This is a genomic window from Kitasatospora cystarginea (assembly GCF_039533515.1).
In the GTDB taxonomy this organism is placed as follows: Bacteria; Actinomycetota; Actinomycetes; order Streptomycetales; family Streptomycetaceae; genus Kitasatospora; species Kitasatospora cystarginea.
Genome location: NZ_BAAATR010000109.1, coordinates 1 through 5,113, shown reverse-complemented (window position 1 = coordinate 5,113; position 5,113 = coordinate 1). Strand labels below are relative to the sequence as shown.

Here is a 5,113-nt window from a genome sequence, read left to right as displayed (position 1 = left end):
CGTGCCAAAAGTCAACGCCAGATATGTTGACATCCCCGGCCTCGGATCCTTGTGGTTCGTGGTTGGAGATTCCTTTTGAAATACACAGCGAGGACGCAGTGCGCGGGGCCGCCTTATTCCGGTGGTTGCCGTGCCGCTCAACGCGAGTGTGAACCGGCCGCTTTTAATTAAGCATGGCCGAGTAATCATTCACGGAGAGTTTGATCCTGGCTCAGGACGAACGCTGGCGGCGTGCTTAACACATGCAAGTCGAACGGTGAAGCCCTTCGGGGTGGATCAGTGGCGAACGGGTGAGTAACACGTGGGAAATCTGCCCTGCACTCTGGGACAAGCCTTGGAAACGAGGTCTAATACCGGATATGACCTTCCTCTGCATGGGGGTTGGTGGAAAGCTCCGGCGGTGCAGGATGATCCCGCGGCCTATCAGCTTGTTGGTGGGGTAATGGCCTACCAAGGCGACGACGGGTAGCCGGCCTGAGAGGGCGACCGGCCACACTGGGACTGAGACACGGCCCAGACTCCTACGGGAGGCAGCAGTGGGGAATATTGCACAATGGGCGAAAGCCTGATGCAGCGACGCCGCGTGAGGGATGACGGCCTTCGGGTTGTAAACCTCTTTCAGCAGGGAAGAAGCGCAAGTGACGGTACCTGCAGAAGAAGCACCGGCTAACTACGTGCCAGCAGCCGCGGTAATACGTAGGGTGCGAGCGTTGTCCGGAATTATTGGGCGTAAAGAGCTCGTAGGCGGCCTGTCGCGTCGGATGTGAAAGCCCGGGGCTTAACCCCGGGTCTGCATTCGATACGGGCAGGCTAGAGTGTGGTAGGGGAGATCGGAATTCCTGGTGTAGCGGTGAAATGCGCAGATATCAGGAGGAACACCGGTGGCGAAGGCGGATCTCTGGGCCATTACTGACGCTGAGGAGCGAAAGCGTGGGGAGCGAACAGGATTAGATACCCTGGTAGTCCACGCCGTAAACGTTGGGAACTAGGTGTTGGCGACATTCCACGTCGTCGGTGCCGCAGCTAACGCATTAAGTTCCCCGCCTGGGGAGTACGGCCGCAAGGCTAAAACTCAAAGGAATTGACGGGGGCCCGCACAAGCAGCGGAGCATGTGGCTTAATTCGACGCAACGCGAAGAACCTTACCAAGGCTTGACATACACCGGAAACTGGCAGAGATGTCAGCCCCCTTGTGGTCGGTGTACAGGTGGTGCATGGTTGTCGTCAGCTCGTGTCGTGAGATGTTGGGTTAAGTCCCGCAACGAGCGCAACCCTTGTTCTGTGTTGCCAGCATGCCTTTCGGGGTGATGGGGACTCACAGGAGACTGCCGGGGTCAACTCGGAGGAAGGTGGGGATGACGTCAAATCATCATGCCCCTTATGTCTTGGGCTGCACACGTGCTACAATGGTCGGTACAAAGGGCTGCGATGCCGTGAGGCGGAGCGAATCCCAAAAAGCCGGCCTCAGTTCGGATTGGGGTCTGCAACTCGACCCCATGAAGTTGGAGTTGCTAGTAATCGCAGATCAGCATGCTGCGGTGAATACGTTCCCGGGCCTTGTACACACCGCCCGTCACGTCACGAAAGTCGGTAACACCCGAAGCCGGTGGCCTAACCCGTATGGGATGGAGCCGTCGAAGGTGGGACCAGCGATTGGGACGAAGTCGTAACAAGGTAGCCGTACCGGAAGGTGCGGCTGGATCACCTCCTTTCTAAGGAGCACATAGCCGACTGCGAGCGAATGTCTCGCACGGTTGCTCATGGGTGGAACGTTGACTATTCGGCACGGTTCGGGATCGGCCACTAGTACTGCTTCGGCGTGGAACGTGGGTTTGTGACTGGGTCGTGTCGGGCACGTTGTTGGGTCCTGAGGGAGCGGCCGTTTGGCTGGTACCTCATGGTTGCCGGTCTCATGTGAAGGAGTCTCGTGTTCGGGGTTCTGGAGTGTGGGTGACTGGTCGTTGTTTGAGAACTGCACAGTGGACGCGAGCATCTGTGGCCAAGTTTTTAAGGGCGCACGGTGGATGCCTTGGCACCAGGAACCGATGAAGGACGTGGGAGGCCACGATAGTCCCCGGGGAGTCGTCAACCAGACTTTGATCCGGGGGTTTCCGAATGGGGAAACCCGGCAGTCGTCATGGGCTGTCACCCGCTGCTGAACACATAGGCAGTGTGGAGGGAACGCGGGGAAGTGAAACATCTCAGTACCCGCAGGAAGAGAAAACAACCGTGATTCCGGGAGTAGTGGCGAGCGAAACCGGATGAGGCTAAACCGGTATGGTGTGAGACCCGGCAGGGGTTGCCGTATCGGGGTTGTGGGAGTGAGCTTCAGTTGTCTGCCGGCGGCTGGGCGAGTCAGAAACCGTATGGGTAGTCGAAGGACATGCGAAAGGTCCGGCGTAGAGGGTAAGACCCCCGTAGACGAAATCTGTACGGCTTGCTTGTTCATTTCCCAAGTAGCACGGGGCCCGAGAAATCCCGTGTGAATCTGGCGGGACCACCCGCTAAGCCTAAATATTCCCTGGTGACCGATAGCGGATAGTACCGTGAGGGAATGGTGAAAAGTACCGCGGGAGCGGAGTGAAATAGTACCTGAAACCGTGTGCCTACAAGCCGTGGGAGCGTCGTCATCTTTTGGTGGCCGTGACTGCGTGCCTTTTGAAGAATGAGCCTGCGAGTTTGCGGTGTGTAGCGAGGTTAACCCGTGTGGGGTAGCCGTAGCGAAAGCGAGTCCGAATAGGGCGGTTGAGTTGCATGCCCAAGACCCGAAGCGGAGTGATCTAGCCATGGGCAGGTTGAAGCGTGGGTAAGACCACGTGGAGGACCGAACCCACCAGGGTTGAAAACCTGGGGGATGACCTGTGGTTAGGGGTGAAAGGCCAATCAAACTCCGTGATAGCTGGTTCTCCCCGAAATGCATTTAGGTGCAGCGTCGCGTGTTTCTTGCCGGAGGTAGAGCACTGGATAGGCGATGGGCCTTACCGGGTTACTGACCTTAGCCAAACTCCGAATGCCGGTAAGTGAGAGCGCGGCAGTGAGACTGTGGGGGATAAGCTCCATGGTCGAGAGGGAAACAGCCCAGAACACCGACTAAGGTCCCTAAGCGTGTGCTAAGTGGGAAAGGATGTGGAGTCGCAGAGACAACCAGGAGGTTGGCTTAGAAGCAGCCACCCTTGAAAGAGTGCGTAATAGCTCACTGGTCAAGTGATTCCGCGCCGACAATGTAGCGGGGCTCAAGCACATCACCGAAGTCGTGTCATTGCAGCAATACTCCTAACGGGGGCTGTGATGGGTAGGGGAGCGTCGTGTGCCGGGTGAAGCGGCCGAGGAATCGAGTCGTGGACGGTATACGAGTGAGAATGCAGGCATGAGTAGCGATACAAGAGTGGGAAACTCTTGCGCCGATTGACCAAGGGTTCCTGGGTCAAGCTGATCTGCCCAGGGTAAGTCGGGACCTAAGGCGAGGCCGACAGGCGTAGTCGATGGACAACGGGTTGATATTCCCGTACCCGCTTTGAAGCGCCAGCGCTGAACCCTCTGATGCTAAGCCCGTGAAGCCGCCTTGAGACCTTCGGGTTGATGGGAGTGGTGGAGCCGGTGGCCCAAGGTGGTAGTAGGTGAGCGATGGGGTGACGCAGGAAGGTAGTCCAGCCCGGGCGGTGGTTGTCCCGGGGTAAGGGTGTAGGCCGAGTGATAGGCAAATCCGTCACTCGTTAAGGCTGAGACCTGATGCCGAGCCGATTGTGGTGAAGTGGATGATCCTATGCTGTCGAGAAAAGCCTCTAGCGAGTTTCATGGCGGCCCGTACCCCAAACCGACTCAGGTGGTCAGGTAGAGAATACCGAGGCGTTCGGGTGAACTATGGTTAAGGAACTCGGCAAAATGCCCCCGTAACTTCGGGAGAAGGGGGGCCATTCCTGGTGATGGGTCTTGCACTCTGAGCTGGGGGTGGCCGCAGAGACCAGCGAGAAGCGACTGTTTACTAAAAACACAGGTCCGTGCGAAGCCGTAAGGCGATGTATACGGACTGACGCCTGCCCGGTGCTGGAACGTTAAGGGGACCGGTTAGTCTGGATTCGTCCGGGCGAAGCTGAGAACTTAAGCGCCAGTAAACGGCGGTGGTAACTATAACCATCCTAAGGTAGCGAAATTCCTTGTCGGGTAAGTTCCGACCTGCACGAATGGCGTAACGACTTCTCGACTGTCTCAACCATAGGCCCGGTGAAATTGCATTACGAGTAAAGATGCTCGTTTCGCGCAGCAGGACGGAAAGACCCCGGGACCTTTACTATAGCTTGATATTGGTGTTCGGTTCGGCTTGTGTAGGATAGGTGGGAGACTTTGAAGCAGCAACGCCAGTTGTTGTGGAGTCGCCGTTGAAATACCACTCTGGTCGTGCTGGATGTCTAACCTGGGTCCGTGATCCGGATCAGGGACAGTGTCTGGTGGGTAGTTTAACTGGGGCGGTTGCCTCCTAAAGGGTAACGGAGGCGCCCAAAGGTTCCCTCAGCCTGGTTGGCAATCAGGTGTTGAGTGTAAGTGCACAAGGGAGCTTGACTGTGAGACTGACGGGTCGAGCAGGTACGAAAGTAGGGACTAGTGATCCGGCGGTGGCTTGTGGAAGCGCCGTCGCTCAACGGATAAAAGGTACCCCGGGGATAACAGGCTGATCTTCCCCAAGAGTCCATATCGACGGGATGGTTTGGCACCTCGATGTCGGCTCGTCGCATCCTGGGGCTGGAGTAGGTCCCAAGGGTTGGGCTGTTCGCCCATTAAAGCGGTACGCGAGCTGGGTTTAGAACGTCGTGAGACAGTTCGGTCCCTATCCGCTGTGCGCGTAGGAGTGTTGAGAAGGGCTGTCCCTAGTACGAGAGGACCGGGACGGACGAACCTCTGGTGTGCCAGTTGTTCTGCCAAGGGCATGGCTGGTTGGCTACGTTCGGGAGGGATAACCGCTGAAAGCATCTAAGCGGGAAGCCTGCTTCGAGATGAGCACTCCCACCTCCTTGAGAGGGTAAGGCTCCCAGTAGACGACTGGGTTGATAGGCCGGATATGGAAGCCCTGTGAGGGGTGGAGTTGACCGGTACTAATAGGCCGAGGGCTTGTCCTCAG

At 57.4% G+C, this 5,113-nt stretch carries 2 rRNA genes; both read left to right on the top strand.

Going from position 1 to position 5,113, the window contains the following annotated elements:
* Positions 1-188: 188 nt before the first annotated feature.
* Positions 189-1,712 (top strand): 16S ribosomal RNA (locus tag ABD369_RS39990).
* A gap of 285 nt (positions 1,713-1,997) precedes the next feature.
* Positions 1,998-5,111: ribosomal RNA gene (locus ABD369_RS39985) — 23S ribosomal RNA — on the top strand.
* The 16S and 23S rRNA genes sit together here, the layout of an rRNA operon.
* Positions 5,112-5,113 lie beyond the last annotated feature (2 nt).